The 23,428-nt window shown below is 65.4% G+C and carries 28 protein-coding genes, 1 pseudogene and 1 riboswitch; of the genes and pseudogenes, 14 read left to right on the top strand and 15 right to left on the bottom strand.

The annotated features are described in order from the left end of the window. Window positions 1-6: 6 nt before the first annotated feature. Window positions 7-199: riboswitch (cobalamin riboswitch) on the bottom strand. Between the two features lie 136 nt (window positions 200-335). From ACVWZ5_RS00585 to ACVWZ5_RS00595, 3 genes are all read left to right on the top strand, one after another. Then, window positions 336-725: a DUF2946 family protein gene (locus ACVWZ5_RS00585; protein WP_457340284.1), complete on the top strand. Its 390-nt coding sequence runs from the start codon at window positions 336-338 to the stop codon at window positions 723-725. A 71-nt stretch (window positions 726-796) separates the two neighbouring features. Continuing rightward, window positions 797-2,950 (top strand): TonB-dependent receptor, encoded by a 2,154-nt coding sequence (locus tag ACVWZ5_RS00590; protein ID WP_457340285.1) that lies wholly within the window; start codon window positions 797-799, stop codon window positions 2,948-2,950. A gap of 5 nt (window positions 2,951-2,955) precedes the next feature. Further along, on the top strand, window positions 2,956-4,410 hold the full coding sequence (locus ACVWZ5_RS00595; RefSeq protein ID WP_457340410.1) for a PepSY domain-containing protein: 1,455 nt from the start codon (window positions 2,956-2,958) through the stop codon (window positions 4,408-4,410). 44 nt (window positions 4,411-4,454) lie between these two features. Here ACVWZ5_RS00595 and ykgO read toward each other — a convergent pair whose 3' ends face one another. Next, on the bottom strand, window positions 4,455-4,601 hold the full coding sequence (gene ykgO / locus ACVWZ5_RS00600) for a type B 50S ribosomal protein L36 (RefSeq protein WP_023632134.1): 147 nt from the start codon (window positions 4,599-4,601) through the stop codon (window positions 4,455-4,457). Between the two features lie 137 nt (window positions 4,602-4,738). Between ykgO and ACVWZ5_RS00605 the strand changes: the two genes are divergently transcribed. Further along, a complete protein-coding gene (locus tag ACVWZ5_RS00605) occupies window positions 4,739-6,829 on the top strand; it encodes a TonB-dependent siderophore receptor (RefSeq protein WP_081100273.1) in 2,091 nt (696 codons plus the stop codon). A gap of 152 nt (window positions 6,830-6,981) precedes the next feature. After that, complete coding sequence (mrdA, locus tag ACVWZ5_RS00610) at window positions 6,982-8,874, top strand: penicillin-binding protein 2 (RefSeq protein ID WP_062573815.1); 1,893 nt, start codon at window positions 6,982-6,984, stop codon at window positions 8,872-8,874. 136 nt (window positions 8,875-9,010) lie between these two features. On the opposite strand, the gene ACVWZ5_RS00615 is transcribed toward mrdA, so the two are convergent. Continuing rightward, on the bottom strand, window positions 9,011-9,637 hold the full coding sequence (locus ACVWZ5_RS00615; RefSeq protein WP_062573814.1) for a glutathione S-transferase family protein: 627 nt from the start codon (window positions 9,635-9,637) through the stop codon (window positions 9,011-9,013). Window positions 9,638-9,828: 191 nt separating this feature from the next. Between ACVWZ5_RS00615 and ACVWZ5_RS00620 the strand changes: the two genes are divergently transcribed. Then, window positions 9,829-10,146 (top strand): DUF2388 domain-containing protein, encoded by a 318-nt coding sequence (locus ACVWZ5_RS00620; protein ID WP_028689427.1) that lies wholly within the window; start codon window positions 9,829-9,831, stop codon window positions 10,144-10,146. 38 nt (window positions 10,147-10,184) lie between these two features. Here the strand turns inward: ACVWZ5_RS00620 and ACVWZ5_RS00625 are convergent, their stop codons facing one another. From ACVWZ5_RS00625 to ACVWZ5_RS00640, 4 genes are all read right to left on the bottom strand, one after another. Continuing rightward, a complete protein-coding gene (locus ACVWZ5_RS00625) occupies window positions 10,185-11,120 on the bottom strand; it encodes a 5'-nucleotidase (protein WP_028689426.1) in 936 nt (311 codons plus the stop codon). A 41-nt stretch (window positions 11,121-11,161) separates the two neighbouring features. Beyond that, window positions 11,162-11,860, bottom strand: coding sequence for an MOSC domain-containing protein (locus ACVWZ5_RS00630; RefSeq protein ID WP_062573813.1), 699 nt, complete (start codon window positions 11,858-11,860; stop codon window positions 11,162-11,164). A 100-nt stretch (window positions 11,861-11,960) separates the two neighbouring features. Further along, window positions 11,961-12,230 carry a hypothetical protein gene (locus tag ACVWZ5_RS00635; RefSeq protein ID WP_028689424.1) on the bottom strand — a complete coding sequence of 90 codons (270 nt, stop codon included), beginning with the start codon at window positions 12,228-12,230 and terminating at the stop codon, window positions 11,961-11,963. Between the two features lie 66 nt (window positions 12,231-12,296). Continuing rightward, the gene (locus tag ACVWZ5_RS00640) at window positions 12,297-13,217 is read right to left on the bottom strand and encodes a LysR family transcriptional regulator (protein ID WP_062573812.1); all 921 of its coding nucleotides are present in this window, start codon (window positions 13,215-13,217) and stop codon (window positions 12,297-12,299) included. A 124-nt stretch (window positions 13,218-13,341) separates the two neighbouring features. On the opposite strand from ACVWZ5_RS00640, the gene ACVWZ5_RS00645 reads away from it, so the two are divergent. Together ACVWZ5_RS00645 and ACVWZ5_RS00650 are read left to right on the top strand one after the other, a co-directional pair. Then, complete coding sequence (locus tag ACVWZ5_RS00645; RefSeq protein WP_457340286.1) at window positions 13,342-14,076, top strand: SDR family NAD(P)-dependent oxidoreductase; 735 nt, start codon at window positions 13,342-13,344, stop codon at window positions 14,074-14,076. A gap of 16 nt (window positions 14,077-14,092) precedes the next feature. Further along, entirely contained in the window at window positions 14,093-14,302 is a 210-nt protein-coding gene (locus tag ACVWZ5_RS00650; protein ID WP_325925755.1) for a tautomerase family protein, read from the top strand. A gap of 49 nt (window positions 14,303-14,351) precedes the next feature. Here the strand turns inward: ACVWZ5_RS00650 and ACVWZ5_RS00655 are convergent, their stop codons facing one another. After that, complete coding sequence (locus ACVWZ5_RS00655; RefSeq protein WP_280070869.1) at window positions 14,352-15,233, bottom strand: LysR family transcriptional regulator; 882 nt, start codon at window positions 15,231-15,233, stop codon at window positions 14,352-14,354. Between the two features lie 284 nt (window positions 15,234-15,517). Between ACVWZ5_RS00655 and argC the strand changes: the two genes are divergently transcribed. Continuing rightward, a complete protein-coding gene (argC, locus tag ACVWZ5_RS00660) occupies window positions 15,518-16,447 on the top strand; it encodes an N-acetyl-gamma-glutamyl-phosphate reductase (protein ID WP_084942367.1) in 930 nt (309 codons plus the stop codon). A 72-nt stretch (window positions 16,448-16,519) separates the two neighbouring features. After that, entirely contained in the window at window positions 16,520-17,206 is a 687-nt protein-coding gene (locus ACVWZ5_RS00665) for a GNAT family N-acetyltransferase (RefSeq protein ID WP_062573807.1), read from the top strand. A gap of 12 nt (window positions 17,207-17,218) precedes the next feature. Here ACVWZ5_RS00665 and ACVWZ5_RS00670 read toward each other — a convergent pair whose 3' ends face one another. The 3 genes from ACVWZ5_RS00670 to ACVWZ5_RS00680 form a co-directional block, all read right to left on the bottom strand. Beyond that, complete coding sequence (locus ACVWZ5_RS00670) at window positions 17,219-17,698, bottom strand: VOC family protein (protein ID WP_062364272.1); 480 nt, start codon at window positions 17,696-17,698, stop codon at window positions 17,219-17,221. A 72-nt stretch (window positions 17,699-17,770) separates the two neighbouring features. Then, window positions 17,771-18,082, bottom strand: coding sequence for a DUF2388 domain-containing protein (locus ACVWZ5_RS00675; protein WP_230962658.1), 312 nt, complete (start codon window positions 18,080-18,082; stop codon window positions 17,771-17,773). After that, window positions 18,079-18,450: a VOC family protein gene (locus tag ACVWZ5_RS00680; protein ID WP_051555631.1), complete on the bottom strand. Its 372-nt coding sequence runs from the start codon at window positions 18,448-18,450 to the stop codon at window positions 18,079-18,081. Before ACVWZ5_RS00680 ends, ACVWZ5_RS00675 begins: the two co-directional genes overlap by 4 nt. 155 nt (window positions 18,451-18,605) lie before the next feature. Here ACVWZ5_RS00680 and ACVWZ5_RS00685 point away from each other — a divergent pair, with 155 nt between their 5' ends. From ACVWZ5_RS00685 to ACVWZ5_RS00695, 3 genes are all read left to right on the top strand, one after another. Then, window positions 18,606-19,097: a GNAT family N-acetyltransferase gene (locus tag ACVWZ5_RS00685; protein WP_062573806.1), complete on the top strand. Its 492-nt coding sequence runs from the start codon at window positions 18,606-18,608 to the stop codon at window positions 19,095-19,097. Between the two features lie 83 nt (window positions 19,098-19,180). Then, window positions 19,181-19,789 carry a hypothetical protein gene (locus ACVWZ5_RS00690; RefSeq protein ID WP_084942366.1) on the top strand — a complete coding sequence of 203 codons (609 nt, stop codon included), beginning with the start codon at window positions 19,181-19,183 and terminating at the stop codon, window positions 19,787-19,789. 61 nt (window positions 19,790-19,850) lie between these two features. After that, window positions 19,851-20,666: a protein phosphatase 2C domain-containing protein gene (locus ACVWZ5_RS00695; protein WP_457340287.1), complete on the top strand. Its 816-nt coding sequence runs from the start codon at window positions 19,851-19,853 to the stop codon at window positions 20,664-20,666. 37 nt (window positions 20,667-20,703) lie between these two features. On the opposite strand, the gene ACVWZ5_RS00700 is transcribed toward ACVWZ5_RS00695, so the two are convergent. From ACVWZ5_RS00700 to ACVWZ5_RS00710, 3 genes are all read right to left on the bottom strand, one after another. After that, window positions 20,704-21,138: a GNAT family N-acetyltransferase gene (locus tag ACVWZ5_RS00700; protein WP_280087908.1), complete on the bottom strand. Its 435-nt coding sequence runs from the start codon at window positions 21,136-21,138 to the stop codon at window positions 20,704-20,706. A 242-nt stretch (window positions 21,139-21,380) separates the two neighbouring features. Next, entirely contained in the window at window positions 21,381-21,692 is a 312-nt protein-coding gene (locus tag ACVWZ5_RS00705) for a hypothetical protein (RefSeq protein WP_457340288.1), read from the bottom strand. Then, a complete protein-coding gene (locus ACVWZ5_RS00710; RefSeq protein WP_028688982.1) occupies window positions 21,685-21,978 on the bottom strand; it encodes a hypothetical protein in 294 nt (97 codons plus the stop codon). Before ACVWZ5_RS00710 ends, ACVWZ5_RS00705 begins: the two co-directional genes overlap by 8 nt. Before the next feature lie 106 nt (window positions 21,979-22,084). Between ACVWZ5_RS00710 and ACVWZ5_RS00715 the strand changes: the two genes are divergently transcribed. Continuing rightward, complete coding sequence (locus ACVWZ5_RS00715; protein ID WP_457340289.1) at window positions 22,085-22,750, top strand: SOS response-associated peptidase; 666 nt, start codon at window positions 22,085-22,087, stop codon at window positions 22,748-22,750. Here ACVWZ5_RS00715 and ACVWZ5_RS00720 read toward each other — a convergent pair. After that, window positions 22,744-22,931 (bottom strand): annotated as a pseudogene (locus ACVWZ5_RS00720) (hypothetical protein). The gene ACVWZ5_RS00715 and the pseudogene ACVWZ5_RS00720 sit on opposite strands and share 7 nt — an antisense overlap. A 77-nt stretch (window positions 22,932-23,008) precedes the next feature. Then, on the bottom strand, window positions 23,009-23,383 hold the full coding sequence (locus ACVWZ5_RS00725) for a hypothetical protein (protein ID WP_258801906.1): 375 nt from the start codon (window positions 23,381-23,383) through the stop codon (window positions 23,009-23,011). Window positions 23,384-23,428: the final 45 nt, after the last annotated feature.

The following is a 23,428-nucleotide window of genomic DNA, read 5'->3' on the forward strand; positions in this document are numbered from 1 at the left end:
AGGAGTTTGCCTACCACATTCCAGGCCGGTCTCCGGGCTCGCAAGACTAGACGCCCTCACCTTCCCATGGCGCATTGGCCACAGTGGTCTGTTGGAGGCATCACTTGCATACCGTTGCGGGGGCAGCACCGGACTCGTACCGGTTTCCCGTTTCACCCCATGCGCGGCGGCATGGGACACCTGAAATCGGTCGGCATCTGAACACCTGGGGCCCAGAGGCGTCAAGCCAGGCAGGCGAATCGTTTCGAATGCTTTTTATCGCCAGAACGCTCTAGGCAGATGTGTCAAAAGTTGTAGAATCCGCTCGCCCACCCCATTCCCTTCGAGCTTTGCCGATGAAGCTGGCCCGCCACACACGATCGCAAGTCGCCTGGGTGCTGTATTTCAGCATCCTGTTCGGCTCGTTGCTGTGCGCCCTGGGCCATGGACAGATGGCAGGCTTGCGCCTGGCCGGCCTGGATGACGCCGCCTGGTGCGCGGCCGACAGCAGCGGCGTGTTCAAGGGCGACCAGGACATCACCGACCCGGTGCTGCCTGCCGGCGGCGACTGCGTGATCGCCAGCCTGTTCAGCGCCACCCTGCTGGCGGTGTTCTTCGGCCTGCTGGCCCTGCTCGCCGGGGAGTCGAGCAAACCCTTACCCAGACAACCCGCGCCGCCCCTGCCCAAGCAGCGCTGGCCCCTGGTCAATCCGCGCGCCTCCCCCGCTTCGCTTCTCGCGTTCTGACATCGCCACGCCCAAGTACTGCCTGATCGGCAGCGGGCGTGCGCCCACCGATTTCAGCCAGGAAGCCTTGCATGTTCCGCATGACCACTTTGGCGCTGCTCGTAGGCAGCGCAACCTGCGCCTGGGCGCAGGATGACACCCTGACCCTGCCCGCCAGCAACGTCACGGCCACCGCCGACCAACCCAAAGAAGCCACCACGCTCGACCTCGATCGCCCGATCGAAAGCGGCTCGCGACTGAACCTCAGCGCCCGCGAAAACCCCGCCTCGGTCAGCGTCGCCGACCGCAAGACCATGGAACGCATCGGCGCGCGCAACTTCCAGGACGCCGCCAACGCCCTGCCCGGGGTCAACGCCTCGGCACCGCCCGGCTGGGGCGGCTACGTGTCTTACCGTGGTTTCAACGGCGCCCAGGTCAGCCAGTTGTTCAACGGCATCAACCTGCAGTACGGCGCCACGGCGCGCCCGGTTGGCGCATGGATCTACGACCGCGTCGAACTGCTCGGCGGCCCCTCGTCGTTCCTCAACGGCAGTGGCGCGGTCGGCGGCAGCCTGAACATGATCACCAAGCTGGCCAACCGCGACGAGGACAGCTTCGAAGGACGCGTCAGCTACGGCCGCTACGACACGATGGAAACCTCGGTCGGCTTCAACAAGGCGCTCAACAGCGGCGACGGCCCGCGCCACTACGCGCGGCTCGACTACAGCCGCACCAGTACCAATGGCTACATCGACCGCCAGGAGAACGGTGCCGGCAACCTGGCCTTCTCGCTGCTCAGCGACATCAACGAGCAGCTCTCGCACACCCTGGCCATCGAGTACCTGGAAGAGAAGGAAGACAGCCCGTACTGGGGCACGCCGGTGCTGCAGCCGGCGGTCGGCACCCTGCACATCGACAAGCACAATCGCTTCAACAACTACAACGTCGAAGACGGCCGCTACGAGCAGCGCACGCGCTGGCTACGCTCGATCACCGACTACCGCATCGACGACAGCAACCAGCTGCGCAACACCTTCTATCACTACAACGGCCAGCGTGATTATCGCAACCTCGAGGTGTATCGCTACAACGCCGGCAACACCAACATCGCCCGCTCTGGTGGCTACCGCCAGCGCCACGACCAGGAGGTCAACGGCAATCGCACCGAACTGACCCATCAAGGCCAGCTGTTCGATCTGGCCAGCGACTGGGCGTTCGGCGTGGACTACAGCCGCAACCAGCAGACCGCCTATCCGCTGTCCAAAGGTGCCTTCGACATCATCGACCCAAATGGCTTCCAGCCCGACCACTTCCTCGACATCCCCGGTATGGACGCGCCGCGCGCCAAAGGCCGCAGCACCACCACCGACACCACGGCGGGCTTTGTCGAAAACCGCACCCGCCTGACCGACCAGTTGTCGTTGATCACCGCGCTGCGCTACGACCATATCGACTTCGACGTGGTCGACCACGTGACCCGAGCCAAGCTGGACCGGCGCTGGGACGCCTTCACCGGGCGCCTGGGCCTGGTCTACGACCTGACGTCCAATGTCAGCCTGTACACCCAGTACAGCACCTCGGCCGAGCCGCCAGGCGGCTCGCTCACTGGCGCCTCGCTCAGCCAGGTCGGCGACTTCGACCTGAGCACCGGACGCCAGGTGGAAGTGGGCAGCAAGTTCGACTTCCTCGACGGGCGCGGCTCGGCCACCGCGGCGGCCTATCGCATCGTGCGCAAGAACATCTCGGTGCCCTCCTCGACCGTGCCCAACACCACCGAGCAGGCGGGCCAGCAGACCTCCACCGGCATCGAGCTGGCGGCCTCGTTCAAGGTCACGCCCAAGCTGCTGGCGGCGGGCAACTTCAGCTGGGTCAACGCCGAGTACGACGAGTTCAACGAAACCATCGGCGGCGTGGTGTACTCGCGCAAGGGCAAGCACCCGGTGAACATCCCCGACCGGGTCGCCAACCTGTGGCTGACCTACGACCTGGCGCCGGGCTGGCAGGTCGGCGCCGACGCCCGTTATGTGTCGTCGGTGTACGCGAACACCGCCAACACCGCCTGGGTGCCGTCGTACACCGTCTACGGACTGTCGATGACCCACGACCTGGACCAGCACGTGCAGCTCAGCGCGCGGCTGCGCAACCTCACCGACGAGGTCTATGCGCGCTTCATCCACCAGACCAACACCCAGTACTACCTGGGTGAGCCGCGCAGCCTGGAAGTGGCTGTGCAGTGGCGCTACTGATGGGCCTGAAGCGCCAGCTGTACCTGTGGCACCGCTGGCTGGGCATCGTCGCCTGCCTGTTCATGGCGCTGTGGTTCGTCTCCGGGGTGGTCATGCTGTATGTCGGCTACCCCAAGCTGACCCCGGCCGAGCGCCTGGCCCACCTGCCGGCACTGCCGGCGGGATGCTGCGCCGAACTGCCGACGCAGTGGGCGCAACAGCCGTTGAAGGCGCTGCGCCTGACCAGTCTGGGCGGTCAAGCACACTACCTGCTGGAACTGGCCGACGGACGCCGCGTCACCCTTGATGCCACCAGCGGCGAGCCCCTGGTTCATGCGGATGCCGCCTGGGCCCTGGCCAATGCGCGGCAGTACGCCGGTGACTCGGCACTGGCCTATCAAGGCACGGTGGACGAGGACATGTGGACCCACTCCCGGGTCCTGGACGGCGACCGGCCCTTGCACCAGGTGCGGGTGGACGATACCGCCGGCACCTGGCTGTACCTGTCCGGGCGTACTGGTGAAGTGCTGCGCGACGCCACCGCGCAGGAACGCGCCTGGAACTGGGTCGGAGCCTGGCTGCACTGGCTCTATCCCCTGCGCAGCGGGTTCGGCTTCGACAACGGCTGGCGCACGCTGGTGATCGGCCTGTCCGTGCTCGGTACGCTGATGGCGATCCTGGGCATGGCGGTGGGCATCCTGCGCCTGCGGTTGCGCAAGCGCTATCGCAGCGGCTCGCGCAGCCCCTACCCCGGCGGCTGGCTGCGCTGGCACCACATCGGTGGGCTGTTGTTCGGCGGGGTGCTGGTGTTGTGGGTGTTCAGCGGCTTGATGTCGATGCGCCCCTGGGGCCTGACCGACAGCCGTTCGCAGATCGCCCTGCAACCCGGCCCGCTGCACGCCGCCGACCTCAAGCTGCCGGTTGCCACCGCGTTGGCGCGGTTGCGCGAGGAGGCAGGTTTCAACACCGTCGAGTTGCAGTGGCAGCGCCTGGCCGACGTCACCTACATGGTGGCGCGTAATGCCAACGGCGACAGCCGTATCCTCGAAGACGGCGCGCCGCCGACCCGGGCGTTTGCCCGGCAACGGCTGCTGGCGGCCGCGCAGGCCATGGCCGCGGGCATTGCGGTGCAAGACGACTGGCAGAGCGCCTACGACTTCCACTACTTCGCCCGCGACCCGCAGAGCATGTACGGTTTCCAATCCCGCCCATTGCCCGTGCTGCGCCTGCGCTTCGATGACCCGGCCGCTACCTGGGTCTACCTGGACCCGGCCAGCGGCATGATGGTGGCCAACCATGACCGGGCGCAACGCACCGGGCGCTGGTTGTTCAACCTGCTGCACAGCTGGGACTGGCAACCGCTGCTGGCGCGGCCTCTGCTGCGTGAAGGGCTGATCATCGTCCTGAGTAGCGGTGGGTTGGTGATTGCCCTCAGTGGCGTGGTGCTGGGTTGGCGGCGTTTGCGCAGGACGCTCCGTTAACTTCACTGGGGCCGCTAAGCGGCCCCCTTCGCTCACCTTACAGGCTACCCCCGCTTCTTCTTCACCCCGCCCTGCCGGGCCTTGAACCGCGGATTGGACTTGCAGATCACATAGATCCGGCCACGACGCTTGACCACCTGGCAATCACGATGACGACGCTTGGCTTGCTTGAGTGAGGACAGTACTTGCATGGGAACCTCCGGTTACGTAATAACATTACAATAACGCGAATCATTTTCATCTGGCAATCAATCCTCAGATCTCATTTCGCTATGGCGTCAGTGCATCGATAAGTGTTACGTTATTACATATTATTTGGAGATCCCTCGTGAACCCTCGCGCACCACTTCTGGCCGGCCTCACCCTGGGCCTGTTCGGCCAACCCCTCTCGGCAGCCCAACCCCTGCTGCTGGAAGAAACCTCGATCACCGACGCCTACCTCGAAGAACGCGCCGACGGCCCGGTGCAAGGCTACCGCGCTACCCGCTCGGCCACCGCCACCCGTACCGACAGCGATATCCGCGACACCCCGCAGAGCATCCAGGTGGTGCCCGCCCAGGTGATCAAGGACCTCAACACCACCCGCATCGACCGCGCCCTGGACTTTGCCGGCGGCGTGTCGCGGCAGAACAACTTCGGCGGCCTGACCTTCCTCAACTACAGTGTGCGCGGCTTCACCACCGGCGAGCTGTACAAGAACGGCTTTGCCATCAACCGCGGCAGCTACAGTTCCCCGGACACCTCCAGCATCGAGCGCATCGAAGTGCTCAAGGGCCCGGCCGCCAGCCTCTATGGCCGCGGCGACCCTGGCGGGCTGGTCAATATCGTCAGCAAGCGCCCCCAGGCCGAAACCTTCAGCACCCTCAGCCTGAGCGCGGGCAGTTGGGACCGCTACCGCACCGCCCTGGATGCCAACTCGCCGCTGGACAGCCAAGGCAGTCTGCTGGGCCGGATCAACCTGGCGGTCGAGGACAACGGCAGCTTCCGTGACCATGTCGGCAGCGAGCGTCGTATCGTCAGCCCGTCCCTGAGCTGGCAGCTGTCGCCCGATACCCGGCTGCTGATCGACACCGAGTTCTCCCGCACCGAGTCGGTGTTTGACCGAGGCATTCCGGCAGTCAATGGCGAGATGGGCTCGGTCAAGCGCTCGACCTTTCTCGGCGAGCCCAACGACGGCAAGATCCGCAACGACAACCAGACCCTCGACGTGGCGCTGGAACATTTTCTCGACGACAGCTGGAAACTGCGCCTGGCCAACCACTACACCCAGGGCACGCTCAAGGGCAACAGCTCCGAGCCCCAGGCCCTGGTCGGCACGACGATCACCCGTTTCTATCGCGAACGTGATTTCGAATGGAACGACAACATCACCCAGGCCGAGCTGCACGGTCAGTTCGAATTAGGGGGCTGGCAACACCAGGCGCTGATCGGGCTTGAATACGAAAACTACCGCAACAGCCAGAAGTACCCGCAAAGCGCGACCTCGACGGGCTATGGCCTGGACATCTACAACCCGGTGTACGGCAAGCCCAAGCCGGCCATCGCCCGGCCCAACGACTTCTTCGAGCACACCGAAAGCCATGCCCTCAATCTGCAGGACCAGATCGCCTTCACCGAACGCCTGCGCGGGCTCGTGGGCGTGCGCCTGGAACGCATCGAACAGATTTCGCAGAACCGCGCCACGGGTGCCAGCGACAGCCAGGAAAAGGACGTCGCCACGCCGCGCGTAGGGCTGCTGTACCAGCTGACCCCACAAGTCGGCGTGTTCGCCAACGCCTCGACCTCGTTCAAGCCCAATACCATTGGCACCCAGGGCCAGGTCTACAAGCCGGAGAAAGGTCTGGGCTATGAGACCGGACTGAAGCTCGACCTGCTCGACAACCGCCTGGGCGCGACCATCGCGCTGTTCCATATCGACAAGGAGAACGTCATCACCACCGACGCGCTCGGCGACAGCGTGGCGGCCGGCAAGGCGCGCAGCCAGGGCCTGGACATGCAGTTCAGCGGCCAACTGACCGACGCCGTGCGGGTGATCGGCGCCTATGCCTACATCGATGCCGAGGTCACCAAGGGCGACGCGGCCCTGCCCAAGGGCAGCGACCTGCTGGGTATTGCCCGCAACAGCGGCAGCGTGATGGGCGTGTACGAGTTCCTGGACGGCGCTCTGCGCGGCTCCGACGTGGGCGCGGCGTTCAACTATGTCGGCGAGCGTTCCGGCCAGGCCGGCAGCCACTTCACCCTGGATGCCTACAGCACGGTCGACCTGCTGGCGCACTACAAGGCCAGCGAACAGGTTACCGTGGGCCTGAACCTCAACAACCTGTTCGATCGCAAGTACTACGAACGCTCGTACAACAGCGCGTGGGTGCTGCCGGGCGAGCCGCGCAATGTCAGTGTGAGCGTGACGCTCAACCTGTGACCCTGCACATGAAGGAAACTTCATGTTCGCCGCCAGCCCCTTGGCACCGGGGGCCGGCGGGCATCGCGGGGACGCGTGGCAGCCGGCCCCGCCTTGAGCCCCCCTGCCCGCCCGCGTAGCATCGCGGCCCCATCCGTAGCACCACGACGTCCATGCCCCAGCCCATCCCTCTCAAGGACCACGAAAAGGAAAAGCACCTGGTCAACCGCCGGTTGCTGGCCTGTGCCCTGCTGGTGATGAGCCTGGTGGCGGTGCTGGTGGGCCGGCTCTATGTGCTGCAGGTGCTGCAGCACGACCAGCAGAGCGCGGTATCGGAGAACAACCGCGTGCATGTGCTGCCGATCCCGCCCGAGCGCGGCCTGATCTATGACCGCAACGGCGTGGTGCTGGCCGACAACAAGCCCAGCTTCAACCTGACCATGACCCGCGAGCGGGCCGGCGATCCGGCACGGGTGCTCGACAGCCTGGCGCAGATCCTCAATCTGCCTGAGGACGTCCGCCACCAGTTCGACAAGGACCTGCGCCGCGGACGCAAGCCGTTCGAGCCAGTGACCTTGCTGGTGGGCCTGAGCGAAGAGCAGATCGCCCTGATCGCGGTCAACCAGTTCCGCCTGCCGGGGCTGGAGGTCGAGCCGCAGTTCATCCGCGAATACCCGCTGGCCGAGCATTTCGCCCATTCGGTGGGCTATGTAGGGCGCATCAACGAAAAGGAAGCCAAGACCCTCGACAGCACCGCCTACCGCGGCACACAGTCGATCGGCAAGACCGGTATCGAACGCTTCTACGAGAACGAACTGCACGGCCAGGTGGGCTACGAGGAAGTCGAGACCAACGCCCAGGGCCGGGTGATGCGCGTGCTCAACCACCACGACCCGGTGCCAGGCAAGGACATCGTGCTGAGCCTCGACGCCCACCTGCAGCAAGCCGCCGAAAAGGCCCTGGGCGATCGGCGTGGCGCGGTGGTGGTGCTCGACCCGGCCAACGGCGATGTGCTGGCGATGGTCAGCAACCCGGCCTTCGACCCCAACCTGTTCGTCAAGGGCATCAGCTACAGGCAGTACGCCGCCCTGCGCGACTCCATCGACCGGCCGCTGTTCAACCGCGTGCTGCGCGGGCTGTATGCACCCGGCTCGACGGTCAAGCCCGAAGTGGCCATCGCCGGCCTCGACAGCGGCGTGATCAGCCCCGCCAGCCGGGTCTTCGACCCTGGCTACTACGAGCTGCCCAACTACGACCACAAGTACCGCAACTGGAACCGCACGGGCGATGGCTGGGTGGACATGTACACGGCGATCATGCGCTCCAACGACACCTACTTCTACGACCTGGCGCACAAGCTGGGCATCGACCGCCTGCACGACTACATGGCCGAGTTCGGCCTGGGCCAGAAGGTCTCGCTGGACATGTTCGAGGAAGCACCGGGGCTGATGCCGTCACAGGCCTGGAAGCGCGCCACCCGGCGCCAGGCCTGGTTCCCCGGCGAGACGCTGATCCTCGGCATCGGCCAGGGCTACATGCAGGTCACGCCGCTGCAGCTGGCCCAGGCCACCAGCCTGCTGGCGAGCAAGGGGGCGTGGCACCGCCCGCACCTGGCGCTGACCATCGGTGGCCAGGCACCGGTCGACCCCAACCCGATGCCGGACATCGTGCTGCACGACAAGCACGCCTGGGACCAGGTCAGCCAGGGCATGCAGATGGTCATGCACGACCCGCGCGGCATCGCCCGTGCCGCCGCCGCCGGCGCGCAATACCGCATCGCCGGCAAGAGCGGCACGGCGCAGGTGGTGGCGATCAAGCAGGGCGAGCGCTACAACCGCGACAAGACCCTCGAGCGCCACCGCGATAACGCCCTGTTCGTCGGCTTCGCCCCGGCCGAGCACCCGGCGATGGTGGTGGCGGTGATGATCGAGAACGGCGAGGCCGGTGGTCGGGTCGCGGGCCCCGTGGTGCGTGAGGTGATGGATGCGTACCTGCTGGATGAGCAGGGGCATTTGAAGGCGCAGTATGCCGGCGTGCAGCAGGCCAGGAGCATCCCACACTCCTAGACCGACACAGGCGCGGCCCCGGTCTCATGGAGGGCGCGCTTGTGATCGGAGCCGCCTTCAGCACAACAGGCTCAATACGCTGCAGCGGCTGCGTCGGTGATCGCAGGTTAACCCGCACTACTGGCCCTGAATTGGATCAAGCAGCGGTTCCAGGCATCAGGTCGTAAGGATGCTTCCATCCCGGCACTGCCTGAATACGCGCCTTCCATGCTTCGACATGACGGAACTCGCTGAGCGCCAACCCCGTGTCCTCGGGCATGTACACATACCCTGCCAGGGACAGGTCGGCAATGGTCAGGCGCCCGCCTACCATGAACGGCGTCTTGGCCAGATGCGCATCGACGATCTGGTAGGCCGCCCTGGCCCGCTCGCGCAGGAAGCGGGTGACATCCGACTCACCCATCTGCTTCAGGCAAAAGATGAAGCGCAACGCCGCGTAGTAGCTGGTGAACTTGTGGTTGTCGAAGAGCATCCAGCGCCAGATCTCGCGTTTCTCATGGTCATCGCGCGGGCCGAACTGGCCGGTGCGTTCGGCCAGGTAGTCGAGGATCAGCGCCGACTGGGTGAGCTTTTCGCCGGCATGCTCCAGCACCGGCACCTCGCCCTGCTCGTTGACCGCGTCGCGCCAGTCCTGTCCGCGGGTCTGGCCGTGGAAGAAATCGACAAATACCGGCGCCCAGTCCTGGCCGGTGAGCTCCAGCATCAGCGCAACCTTGTAGGCGTTGCCGGATTCGGCGAAGCAGTGGAGCGTGTATTCGGTCATGGCATCACATTCCCTTGATTGACGGACGGCAGGACTGCGAGAAGATCATGCGCGAGGGTTGTGGGTCAAATACAACGTGGCTCAGTATTGCAGGCGCAATATCACAAGCGTGCCGGAACTCCCAGCGCGTCGCAGCGCTCTTAACATCATGCAGTAACACCCTTGGGCTTCACCTTCGCGGAGGACTCACCATGCGTCATTTACTGCTCATCCCATCGCTGCTGCTCCTGCTCCCCGCCGGTGCCGCCCTGGCCCGTGTCGACGCCGGGGATGTCGCCACCTCGGCAGGGGTCTCCGCCTCGCTGTACTCGACCTTCAAGGACGACAAACGGATCATTCCCGCCCGCGACGAACTGTCGGCCTTCGTCGCCAGTGGCGGCGCCATTCGCGGGGCTTACCTGGAGTCGGCACTGGCGCAGGTCCGCCAGGCCAATCCCGGATTGCAAGCCAGTGACGAGGAGCTGGCCAGGGCGCTGCTGTCGCAGGATGACGGATTGGCCGATCACTGATCGCAGGAAACCCGGGGCCGCTGCGCGGCCCCTATGGCTCAGCGCGCCCGGTTGGTCACTCCGAACGGAACATGCACCGACGGCACTACCGTGCTGGTGCTCTTCAAGTGGCCTGACTGGTCATCGAAGAAGATGTGCGGCTTGAGCACCTGCAGCACCCGCCGCTTCTCGATGCCCCCGAGAAAGAACGCGTCATTGGCCATCACTCCCCAGCTTTTCAGGGTGTTGAGCGCCCGCTCATGGGATGGCGCATTGCGCGCCGTGACGATCGACACCCGCAGGCGGTTCTCGTAGCCGGGATGCGCCAGCTTGTGCTGCTCTTCGGCCGCCTGGATACGGGCGATGCGTACGAAGAACTCCTTGAGCGGGCCGGGGTTGTGCGGTTGGGTGACGTTGATCACTTCATGGGCATGAAAACTGTCCAGCCCGCCCGACTGCATCACCGCCTCCGATTCGTCTCCAGCCAGCACACCGTCGAAGTCGAAGGCGATGCGCAGGTTGTCGTCGCTTTCATCATCATCGAACTTCGAGTCCAGTACCTGCCCCGCCGGGTAGCCGGCCTTGATCGCGGCGTCGACATGCTGCTTGTCGGCGGACAGGAACAGGGCGATGTTCAGCGCCGGGATGTACTCGTAGGGTGAACGGCCCTGGGTGAAGATCGCCCGGGTCATGTTCAGGCCATAGTGGCCAATGGTCTTCATCACCCGCATGCCGGTGTCCGGATCGTTTTGCGACAGCAGCACCACCTCCACCAGCGGGTCCTCGGGATCGCCGCGCAGGTCATTGAGCGCCAGCAGGCGCTTGATGAAGGGATAGGCGATGCCTTTTCCCAGCGGCACGTCCAGGTGCTGCTCCTGGTACTTGCGGTACTGCGCCTCGCCCTCGCGGCGGAACACCGCGTCCGATTCGCTGAGATCGAACACAGCGCTGGAGGCGACACCGATGACCAGGCGATCATCCAGTTCGAAGGCCATGGGGCTTTCCTTGTCTTGATAAATGTTGAACGCGACGCCGGTCAGCCTTCGCTGCGGCCCTGCAGGCGCGAGGTCCAGTCCTCGACCTGGTGTTGCTCCAGGCGCTTTTCCAGTGTCCTGCGCCAGTTCGGCACCAGCGGCAACGCCAGGCATTCGCGCAACAGGTCGGGCTCCAGCCGCTTGTCGAACAGCACCGCCGAGAGCCGCGCCACCGACCACTGGGCATGGGGACGTTCGACCAGCTGCAGGGCATCGCCCGCCTCGACCACGCCCTCCTCCAGCACCCGGTAGTACCAGCCAGTGCGCCCGCTCTGCTGCACGCGCAACGCCATCTGCGCCACGTCGAAGCGGTCATTGAGTTTCCAGCACGGCATGCGCCCCTGGGAGATTTCCAGCAATGCCGTGCCGACGCGGATCCGGTCGCCCAGGCAGACGTCGGCTTCGCGCCAGCCGTTGCTGCTGAAGTTCTCGCCAAAGGCGCCGGGCCGGGTCAGCAAGGGGTGCTCGCCCAGTTCGGCGGCCCAGTCCGAATAGTGCTCAAGGGGATAATGGTGGATGGCCTTCTCGACGCCACCGTGTACGCGCAGATCGCCCTGTTCGTCGCCGGCGATGCCGAGGAAGGTCACCGCCAACGGGCCTTGACGAGGTTGCTTGTCGATGGCGCTGTGCGAACCTGGGCGGGTAAACGGTCGGGCGCAGCCGGTAAGCAGGCTGTCGAGGCGCGGGCTGGGCGAAGTCATGCGGCGGTCTCGTGGAAAGGTCCGCAAGAGCTTACACCAGAGCGCTGGGTAATACCTCAGGGAGCGGGCAAGCCCGCTCCTGCAAAGCCTGTACCGAGCGTTACTTGCCCCGAGCCTTGTTGTAGATGGTCTTGGCGCGATCGGCCGAGGCTTGGCACTTGGCCATGTCACCTTTGTCCCGGGCGTCCTTGGCCTGCTTGAGCAGCTCGTGATAGTCGTGGGCCATGCCGCCGTGCAGCGCCTGGCCATCGGTCTTGCTGATGCTCTCCAGATCATTGATCTTGGCATCGCAGTTGGTCGCCGGGCCATCCTCGGCGTGGGCGGCAAAACTCAGTACGCAGGTGATCGCTAACAATGTCATGGATTTCATGGCGTGCTCTCCTGGGGAACCGATGCAGCACAGAGCATAGTTCGCCAGCGCACGCCCGCCGGGGCTTCAGCCCAACGGTAGTGCAACTTCGCCGACCAGGAAGTCGATGAACACCCGCACCTTCAACGGCATGTGCCAGACCTGCGGATACACCAGCATGAAAGGCCGCGACGTCCCGCCATGCCCGGCCAGCACCTCGACCAGCTCACCACTGTCCAGCGCATCCTGCACGGTGAAACGGTAGGCCTGCATCAGGCCGCCACCGTGGCGCGCCAGGGTCGTGGTGGCGAGGAAATCACCCAGACAGGTGAACGCACCCTGGGTCTGCAACTCGACCAGCTGTCCGTCACGGCGAAAGCTCCAGGGCGGCCGCCTGCCGCTGCTGGGCAACTCGAACTGGATGCACTCGTGCCCAGCCAGGTCCTCCAGGGTCTGTGGCGTACCGGCACGGGCCAGGTAGCCGGGTGTGGCAACCACCACCAGCTCGGCGTCCTCCAGCCGCCGGGCCACCAGGCGCGAATCGGCCGGCGCCCGGCCGCGAATCGCCAGGTCGAAGTGTTCGTCGGCGAAATCGACGTTGCGGTTGCTGACATGCACATCCACCTGCACCCCGGGATAACGCTGGCGAAAACGTGGCAGCAGCGGCAACAGGCGGTGATGGGCATAGGGCGTCGGCGCGCTGATGCGCAAGCGGCCAGCGGGCTCGAGCTGGCCACCGGTGACCTGGCGCTCGGCCTCGACCAGTTGGCCCAGCGCCTGGCGACAATGCTGGTAATAGGCCTGGCCGGCCTCGCTCAGGCGCATCTGCCGGGTGGTGCGCACGAACAGGCGTACGCCCAGACGTTCCTCCAGGCGCGCCACCGAGCGGCTCACCGCCGCTGGCGTGACGCCCGCCAGGGTGGCCGCCTCGGTAAAGCTGCCAGCATCGGCGGCGAGACAGAACAGCTCCAGGCTGCCCAGTTGCAGGTCATCGAAATGGCGGGTCATGGCGGGCTCGATTAATTACATGATGTATTGATTGAAATGCCATACGCCTCATTTTTCAAGCTGTCGTTGCAACTTACAGTGACTCCATACCCGAGCAACACCTCGCACGATCGGAGATCCTCCCATGAGCAACGCAAGAACCGTCATCATCACCGGCGCCTCCAGCGGCCTGGGCTTCGCCCTGGCCCAGGCCTACCTCGAGCGTGGCGACAACGTGGTGGGCAATGCCCGCACCCAGGCCCGCCTCGACGAGGCCGCCGCCCGCCTGGGCAACCCGGCCAGCTTCATCGGCGTGGCTGGCGACATCGCCGAGAAAGCCACCGCCGAACGGCTGTTCGCCACCGCCCTGGAGGCCTTCGGCCGGGTCGACATCCTGGTCAACAACGCCGGCATCTTCATTCCCAAGCCGGTGACCGACTACACCGAGGCCGATGTCGACGCGCTGGTCGGCACCAACCTCAAGGGCTTTTTCTACCCCGCCCAGGCCGCAGCCCGGGTCATGAAGGCCCAAGGGCACGGGCATATCGTCGCCATCACCGCCTCGGTGGCCCTGCAGCCGGACACCCGCGTCCCGGCACTTCTACCGGTGCTGGTCAAGGGCGGGCTCAACCAGGCGGTCAAGGGCCTGGCCCTGGAGCTGGCAGCAATCGGCGTGCAGGTCAACGCGGTGGCCCCTGGCATCATCGACACCCCGCTGCACGGCGGCCACACCGAAGGGCTCGGCGCGCTGTCGCCAAGCGGGCGCACCGGCACGCCCGAGGATGTGGTGGACGCCGTGCTGTACCTGACCGACGCCCGTTTCGTCAGCGGTGTCATCCTGCCCGTCGACGGTGGCAGCACCGCCGGCACCTGGCACTGAACCTGGAGCGACGCACATGCCTTATGTCCATATCCGCGTGACCGATGAAGGGGTCACGGCAGCACACAAGCGTCAGTTGATCGAAGGCGCCACCCGCCTGCTGGAGCAGGTACTGAACAAGCCGCCAGCAAGCACCTTCGTGGTGATCGAGGAAGTAGCCACCGACAACTGGGGTGTCGGCGGCGAGACGGTGACAGCCTTGCGCGCACGCGAACGCAACCAATGACAGACGCCGTGGGAGCGGGCCAGCATCGCTCCCACAGGCTCAGCCCCGCCTATTGCCGCAACCTTCCCAACGCTTCCAGCACATGCCCAGTCGCCCGTTCCAGCGCCCCCTCGCGACAGGCGATCCCCAACTGACGCCACAACCCCGGCCGCAATGGCCGCCGGGCGATACGCGGCGATGGCAGGTGTACCTCGCCCTCCTGCGGCAGCAAGGTGGCGCCGTAGCCGGCGGCCACCAGGCTCTTGATCGCATCGTTGTAGTTCAGCTCGATCCGCGGTTCAGGGTACAGCCCCGCCGCCGCGAACCACTCCGATGTCACCCGCGACAATTGCGTGGTGCTGTCGTTGAGGATCAGCGACCGTCCGGCGAGCCAGGCCGGCGTCACCCGTGCCGGTGGCTGCCAGTCGGCAGGGACGTAGGCCATGATCGGGTCACGCCGCCACGGGGTGATCCGCAAGCCCTTGCCCGCCACCTGCGGCAGCGCCACCAGGCCGATGTCCAAGGTGCCTTCACGCAACCGCGCCAGGGAGGCCTGCGAAGTGAGCACCTGGACCTGCACATCGATCCCCGGATGATCAACCCGCAGCGTTTCCAGGGCCTGGGGCAACAGGTGGGCGATGGCGCCGGTCGAGGCGCCCAGCCGCACCCGGCCGGTCAGGCCCTCGACCTGGCGGCGCACCTCGTCCAGGGCCTGGTCGGCGTCGGCCAGCAGACGCCGGGCGCGGGCCAGCAAGGTCTCGCCGATTGCGGTGGGCCGCACGTGGCCGCGGGTACGGGTGAGCAAGGGCACGCCGATGCGCTCCTCCAGCTCGGCCACGTGCAGGCTGATGGTGGGGGGCGCCAGGTTGAGCTGGCGGGCGGCATCGGCGAAGGAGGCACGCTCGGCGATCACCACCAGGGTGCGCAAGCGGTCGAGGCTGATTTCTCGCATGGAATCTCGGCAACTCACTGGTTTAGCTGGACCCTGTGGGAGCGGCCTTGCGTCGGCATAGGGCTGCGCAGCAGCCCCTACGATTTCGATGGACGCTCGGAATCTGGGGCCGCTGCACGCCCCTATCGCGACGCAAGGCCGCTCCCACAGGGCTGGGCGATCTCCTACAGGACAATGCGCTCAAGTTCAGAATTCCTGAATGCAGCGATCATTATATTCAAATTTTATTTCGCCCAGCGAACGACGAGGATACGGCAATCCTTCCCCATCAGCGGACCACCGACATGCACCACCCCCTCGTATTCATCGACGGCGACCAAGGCACCACCGGCCTGCAGATCCACGCCCGCCTCCAAGGCCGCCAGGACCTGCGCCTGCTCACCCTGCCCGAGGCCGAGCGCAAGGACCCGGCACGGCGCAGCGAGGCGATCAACAGCGCCGATATCGCCGTGCTCTGCCTGCCCGACGACGCCGCCCGCGAGGCCGTGGCCACCCTGCGCAACCCGGCGGTACGTGTGATCGACGCCAGCTCCGCGCACCGCACCGCGCCCGGCTGGGTCTACGGCCTGCCGGAACTGAACGAACAACAGGCCGAGCGCATCGCCCGGGCCACCCGGGTGAGCAACCCCGGCTGCTACCCCACCGGCGCCATCGCCCTGCTGCATCCGCTGGTCAAGGCCGGCCTGCTGCCGGCGGACTACCCGCTGAGCATCCACGCCATCTCCGGCTACTCCGGGGGCGGCCGGGCCGCCGTCGAGCGCCATGAGCAGCGCACCGACGCCTACCTGCCGACCCTCCAGCTGTATGGCCTGGAACTGGCGCACAAGCATGTGCCGGAGATCCAGCAGCACGCCGGGCTCAACGCGCGACCGGTATTCGTGCCCGGTTACGGCGACTACCGCCAGGGCATTGTGCTGAGCATCCCGCTGCAACTGCGCCTGTTGCCCGGGGTCGACGCCGATCAACTGCAGGCCTGCCTCGAGCGGCACTATCAGGGCGCCCGCCATGTGCAGGTGATGCCCCTGCACCAGCACGGCCCGGCGGCGGCGCTGGACCCGCAGGCGCTGAACGACAGCAACGACCTGCGCCTGGCCCTGTACGCCAACCCCGAGCACGGCCAGGTGCTGCTCACCGCGGTGTTCGACAACCTGGGCAAGGGCGCCTCGGGCGCCGCCGTGCAGAACCTCGACCTGATGCTGGCTGGGCTGCGCTAGCCTCACCGGGTAGAATGATCACCCGCCTCGTTCCGGGGCGGGTGTTTCAATCCTGCCGGAGCCCGACCCGCGATGTTCATCCTCCGCCGCCTCGACGGCGTGCCGCCCGAATCCTTCCAGAACCAGATTCGCCAGCTGGTGATCGACCACGTCGGCCAGCTCAGCAGTGTCGCCATCAGCCCGGACAATCCGCTCTACCCGCTGTACCAGTACGGTGTCGGCCTGGAGGTGCACCAGTACCTGATGGCGCTCGACGGCACCCGCGGCCTGGCCGTCGAGTTGACCCTGGCCCTGGATGCCGAGGCGCCGGACCAGTTGCTCGGCTTCGCCCTGGTGCTGCCAGCCCAGGACAACCCGCAGGCCTGCGCCCTGGCCTACCTTGCAGTATCTCCCGACCACCGCCGGCAGGGCATTGCCCGTGGCCTGCTAAGTGCAGCACGTGAACGCTATGCCTGCGTCGAGCTCAGCACCTTCGCCCAGCAGGTGCCGTGGTTCGAGAACATGGGGCTGCAGGTGGTCGCCAGCACCGGACCGCAGGTACTGATGAGCAGCACCGGCCAGGCCAGCGGTGCGTTGATCGGGCGGCTGGATATCGCGCCGATCTACCAGACCGTGGAGGTCCGGCAGATCCATGCCTACCTGCTCAAGCAACAGGGCGAGGCTGCGATGATGGACGCCGAGCGCCTGCGTGACGAGCGACTGGACACGCTGACGGAGCAGGCACGGGTGTGCGTCAGGGAACGCAAGACCGTGCATTGAGGCCTCTCGCCTTCAGCCCTTGATGGCCTTCTCGATGGCGGCGATGTCGATCCTGCCCATCTGCAGCATCGCCTCGAACGCCCGCTTCGCCACGGCACGATCGGGGCTGGCGACCGCCTGGGTCAGTACCCGCGGACTGATCTGCCAGGACAGGCCCCACCTGTCCTTGCACCAGCCACACACGCTCTCGCTGCCACCGTTGCCGACGATGGCATCCCAGTAGCGGTCGGTCTCCTCCTGGCTGTCGGTCGCCACCTGGAACGAGAACGCCTCGCTGTGGCTGAACGCCTTGCCGCCATTGAGGCCGATGCAGGGGATGCCCATCACGGTGAACTCCACCGTGATCACATCGCCTGCCTTGCCCGAGGGATAGTCGGCGGGCGCCGTGTGCACGGCGGTCACCCGGCTGTCGGGGAATATGCTGGCATAGAAGTTCGCCGCGTCCTCGGCATCGTGGTCATACCACAGGCAAATGGTGTTCTTGGCGGTCATGTCAGGCTCCTGGGAACCAGCTCGTTGACCACGAGTCTAGCCCCCTGTACTGGCATGCCCGCAAACGCGCGATCAGCGGCAGGCGATTGCCTGGGCCAAGTCACGGTCGTTCAGCGAACTGTTCGGGTGCTGTTGGCGGTATTCGCCCAGTGCCTGCTCCAGCCGCGCGCCGCGCAGGCGCCCGTCGCTGGCGATGAACAGCAACGCATCGTCGCGGGCGGCCTGGTAAGTACGCGCCGGATGGCTGGTGGAGCCGCTCACCGCGGCGGTGGCGAGGCTCGAGCCGACGGTGAAGTGATCAGTCGAGTTGCCCTTGCCGTCCATGGCCAAGGCCGGGCCGGCAAGCAGCAACATCGCCAGGAGCGCAGGGCCGCGCAGGATCACGAGGCGACCCGTGCGGCTTGCACGGCGTCGCCATGCCGCTGGCTGAAGGCCAGGTAATAGCCGTTGCAATCACGCACGCCGAATTCCCGCGAACCATACTCCGTGTCGTGCAACGGCCAGGCGATATCCGCCAGTTCGCGGACTTGCGCGTAATAGCCGTCAACGTCCTCGACCACCAGGTAGAAGGTTCCGGCGCACCCCGGCGGCAGGCGCCACAGGTCCTGTTCGGTGAACAGCAGGCTGCAATCGCGCAACTGCACGGTCAGGGTCGACTGCGTGGTGTCGGTGACCGTGAACTGCAGCACATCGCGGTAATGACGGCGGGTGGCGTCAAGGTCGGTGCAGCGCAAAAGCGGGGCAATGGGCATGCGAAGCCTCCTCGTCGGCAAACGGGTTGCCGCGGATCATCGCCGTAATCATGGGGAGCGACAAGGGGCTGTATGCTGCGTTTGCGGGCCATCTGTATCTAACCGCCGACGTCGCGCGGGCCTAGGATCAAGGCCTTGGATCAACGAGCCCCGTCATGAACGACCTGCCAGCTGAGATCGACTTTCCCGGCCTGACCCTACGCCGCCTGCTGCCGGGCGACCACGCCATGGTCTGCGCCCACCGCGAGGCCATGTTCCTTGAAGCCGGCGGCGACCCGCGGCGGCTCATAAGCATGACCGAGCACTTCGGCCCCTGGCTGCGGCCAAGACTGGCGGACGGTCGCTACTACGGCTTCGTGCTGCTGGACGACGCGCTGCCGGTGGCGGCAATCGGCCTGATGGCGATCGACTGGCCGCCGCATCCGGCCCACCCCTGCCAGGACCAGCGCGGCTATGTGCTCAATGTCTATGTCGAGCCGTCCCATCGACGCCAGGGCCTGGCTTCGAAACTGATGCGTCTGGCCGAGTTGGAGTTTACCCGGCGCGGCCTGGCCTTCGCGGTGCTGCACGCCACCGAGGCTGGGCGACCGGTGTATGCCGGCCTGGGTTGGGCGCCGACCGCGGAAATGGCCAAGACACTCGGCTGAACGTTCAAGTCAGACGCACGAGCGCCGATAGCCCTCATGCATCCATCCGGATGCACGCTTGTGCAGTTACTCAAGGAAGACTCATGCCGCGTCACAACCTCCCTGCGCTGCTGGTGCTGTCAGTGCTCCTTTCGCTCACCGGCTGCAAGGGCCTGCCCCACTCGACCAGCGAAGACGCCCCACCGTTGGGCCCGATCCTGCCGGACAGCGAGGCGCGCAATGCCTGGATAGCCCAAGCCCTCGCCCTCGACCCGCTGGCCAGCCAGAACCGCCAGCCACCACCGCGTCAGAGCAACGCGCAAGTCGTCGCCGAGCTGCGCCAGAAGCGCGATCTTCAGTTGCCGGACGCCTACTGGGCGCAATGGCAACACAACCTCGACGCCTTCGATGCCGACGCCGCGCGCCACAAGGAAGCACAGCGTGCCCACTACATCACCACCTTCACCGATCAGCTCAAGCGCGCCGACGACCTGACCCTGCAACGCCTGGCAAATGCGCCCGACACCCTGGATGCGGCCACCCGCAAGGCCTGGAAGGTCCGCCTGATCGACCGCTACAGCCGCTACATCATCGACAGCGAAGTGAACCGCGACATCATCGACGCCCACCTGCGGCGCATGGCGTTGATGGATCGACAATTCGGCGTCTGTGCCTTGGACAGCGACTGCTGGGATCGCCCGATCAGACCGTGACATTTGACGCAGGGCGCCGCAACGGTCAAGGTCGGTGAATCCCACCGAACCGGAGCCCGACATGCATTTCGACCTGATCCAGTCCCTGAGCCTGGCCGGCAAGCACGATGTGCCCAATGACGACCGTATCGGCAGTGCCGACCGCCACGCCTGGGTCATCGACGGCGCCACCGACCTCGGCGCCCCCGGCCTGCTCGGTGAACGCGGCGGCGCCGCCTGGCTTTCCGCCACGGCCCAGCGCGCCTTCGCCAATGCCTCGGGGCCACTGCGCGAGGTCTGCGAGACGGTCTTCGACACCCTAGCCCAGGCCTATCGGCAGGACCGCCGGCGCGAGCCGCTGGCCACCTGGGAGTTGCCGCGCGCCGCCTTTGCCGCAGTGGCCATCGAGGGCGAGGAACTGGTCTGCGCGCACTTGGCCGACTGCGTGGTGCTGCATCGCGGCGCACAAGGTATCCGCTTCCTCACCCCCGAGCCGGACCGCGAGGCCGAGCAAGCCGAAGCCGCCGCCCTCGGTCCCGGCACCGGTGCCCATGGCGTACGTACCCCGGCCGTGCTGGCCGATCGCCGCGCCTCCCGCGAGCGCCCGCGGGCCGTGCTCGGCGTCGATGCCGACCTGTCCCGCGAGGGCACCCTCTATAGCCGTGCGCCGGTGGCCGTGGGGGATGATGTCCTGCTGATGAGCGATGGCTTCGCGGCGTTGTTCGACACCTACCGGGCCTATGAGCCGGCAGGTTTCTTCAAGCGCCTGCAAAGCCAAGGCCTGGATGACCTGGCACGGACACTGCGCGGTATCGAGCAGGACGATGCCGCGTGCCTGCGCTACCCGCGGTTCAAGATGAGCGACGATGCCTCGGCGATCTGGTTGCGGGTTGGCTGAGCCCCCCTCAGCTCTCAACGCCAGGGCAGGCCTGCGTCTAAAGATGCGAAGCCAGCCGCTTGCGCAGGAAATAACGGGTATGCCCAGGCGGAAAGTCGGCCAGTTCGCCAAACACCTCGAACCCCAGCTTGCGATAGAAGTCCGGCGCCTGGAAACTGAAGGTATCCAGCCAGATTCCGCAGCAGCCCTTCTCCCTCGCCAGCGCCTCGGCCTGGGCCATCAGCTCGCGCCCGGTGCCCTGCCCGCGCATGCGCTCGGGCACCACCAGCAGCTCGACGAACAACCAGCGCCCGCCAAGCCTGGCATACAGCCCGCCGACGATTTCATCGCTGGCGGGATCGCGCAGCGTCCAGGCGACGGTAGCCGCTTCGGGGGAGCCGATCACAGTGTCGTTGAAAGCGCGCAAAGGCTTGAGAATCGCATCGTGATGCAGGCTGGTGGCCTGGTCGGTGAAATCGATCGTGAGCGTCATGACAGGTCGTCCGGTTGACCACGTAGGAAGGAGGCGCAAACGCGCCGGATTAAATTTACTTCACGTTGCGCCCTTTAGATATAAGGCATTCGACAGCCGCTGAGCCATACTCCAGAGATGTTTTCCGCGTTTTGGTGAGTTTCAGAAGGTGGCGAAACCCAATGAAATCAGGGGTTTCGCCCCACTGAATAACTCTGCGCCACACACCAAAACACGATCATTGGTACAAAAATTGGTACGAGTTACATCCCCTCCCGCGGCGTCCTGCCGACCACGATCCGTCCTGGCTCGTCCCTCTTCCACTCCTCTGCAGATTCATACCTGAGCAGGCCGATGGCCCAGGCCTCTTCGTGCTCGAGTAGCGCCCAGGTCCTGGCCGCCTCGGCAAGCTCCAGCATGTCGGAAAGCACGCAGGCATCTACCTCTCGTCGGCGGCTGGCCGCATAGGCCATTTCTGCCAGCACCGCAGCGCGCCCATCTGGATCTGTGACCAGGGCCGACTGGTCGCCCAGCTCATCAAGCCACGGCTGCGGTATCCCGGCCAGGCTACTCAACACGGCACCACCACGACTGCGAGTACAGCACGCCGTCGACCTCTTCGAAGCCGGTGATGTTCATGCCCATCTGGGCCATGCCGTTGACGCAGGCATCGTGAAGGCGCGGGATGATGTCGCCGCTCGGCGTCGGGTTGAACACCCAGGCCTCAATGCACGGGCGCCCGAGCACTTTGCTGTGGCCGTACTCGATGTGCACGTCTGCGCGCAGCGGCTTGACCTTGGCAAGCTTTTCGTTAGGGATGGCGACACCGCGCACACGGCGGCGAACGAGGAGGAAGTACATGCGGCACCAATACTGTATATCGATACAGTATTTGAGCATCCAAACGGATAGTCAGGCCAGTACCGCTTGGCGGGCTATGCTTTTAGCTCAAGCAGGAGGACGGGACATGTGCGGAAGGTTGAGCCAGTACCGCGGGATCCATGACTTCGTTGAGACGCTGAGCATGCCAGAAGCCTGGCGGAACAACGTCGGTGACCAGGACCTGGGGCGGTACAACGTCGCGCCGACCACGCAGGTCGCCGTGCTCCGGGTGGATGACGCAGGCCCGAGGGCAGACCTGGTGAGGTGGGGTTGGCGGCCGCACTGGGCGACCGACCGCGCCGCTCCGATAAACGCCCGCGTCGAGAAGGTGGCCCACGGCCCCTTCTTCAGGGCGATCTGGTCGCATCGAGCGATCACGCCGGTGGATGGCTGGTATGAGTGGGTGGATGAAGGCGGCCCGAAGAAGCAGCCCTATTTCATCTGCCGGCGAGATGGGCGCCCTGCCCTGTGCGCCTCGATCGGTCAGTTCGTCGGCAATGAGCACGACGGGTTCGTGATCATCACCGCCGATGCCCAGGGCGGCCTGGTCGATGTGCACGACCGCCGGCCGGTCGTACTGTCACCTGATCTGGCTGTTGAGTGGATCGCAGCAGGGATGCCCAGCGAGCACGCGGAACAATTGGTGCTGAATCTGGGCGAGCCGGCAGAGGCGTTCGAGTGGCACCGCGTTGGAACTGCCGTTGGCAACGTGCGGAACGAGGGAGCAACGCTGATAGAACCAGCTCAGTGACGGATCAGAGGCTGGTGCCCCAGCGCGAAGAGTTGGTAGTCGGTCACAGCTGGTAAGCGGACTCGGCGATTCTTCGAAGGCGTTCGACCTCCTCTTCCGGTGCACCGGCGTCTTGAGCGTCATGGTATGTGCGCAACGCTTCAATAGCCGCGTTGATAAGTGGTTCACCCGCCTCAATCATTCCTTCGATGGTTCGTTTCACGACATTTCTCCTGCCAAAGGGTGCTGATTGCGCCGTTGTGCATCACGCACCAGCTCCTACCCCTCAAGCGGCATCCACATGACACATCCCCCTGCCGCTTGGGCGATCAGCCAGTCATGTTCACGCTTGCCGAAGGGGCGAGTCATGCCAATTGACTCTCGATAGGCATACTGATGGGTGACCTTCAGTTCCAGCGCAGTAGGTGTTGCCTCCCCCAGCTTACCTTTGCTCAGCCCCTGCAAAGCGCCCGTTAATGCGAGATGTTGTTTAACTCCATCATCACTATCTTCCAAAATGGATACAGCAATAAACGCCGCATTCGCACAACGATCCACTTTCAATACCTGCGGCTTTGCACTGTCCATTTCAAAATTCGAACCTTGGGCAACGGCTGACAAACACAGTGCAGCACACATGAACAAACTACGCATCGACGACGTCCTTTCGACCTGAGCAGAGCAAAATACTCACACTTT

The organism is Pseudomonas sp. TE6283, assembly GCF_054060555.1.